At 46.6% G+C, this 204-nt stretch carries 1 protein-coding gene; it reads left to right on the top strand.

Annotated elements, in window-relative coordinates:
- Positions 1-204, top strand: a 204-nt coding sequence (locus tag AC2FC2_RS27110) for a hypothetical protein (protein ID WP_490660224.1), incomplete at both ends; no start/stop codon positions are given.

The following is a 204-nucleotide window of genomic DNA, read 5'->3' as shown; positions in this document are numbered from 1 at the left end:
ACAAAAACGTCGTATCACCGCCCGTACACGACAGAGATAATCAAATTCATTCGTTACAGAAACAGCACGTTCCAGAAATTGTTCGGTGATTTCAAAAATTACCTGAACGCGAACTTTGGCCCACTGGCAAACCTTGGTGATAACTACCTGTCCGAACGCTATGGGCTTGAATTCGCGGCAACATGCGTCATTCCTCCCTTGCAG

It is taken from the genome of Serratia sp. CoH_122_TC_1, assembly GCF_058191755.1.
The sequence above is the reverse complement of the archived record's forward strand: the minus strand, read 5'-3'. Positions and strand labels throughout refer to the sequence as shown.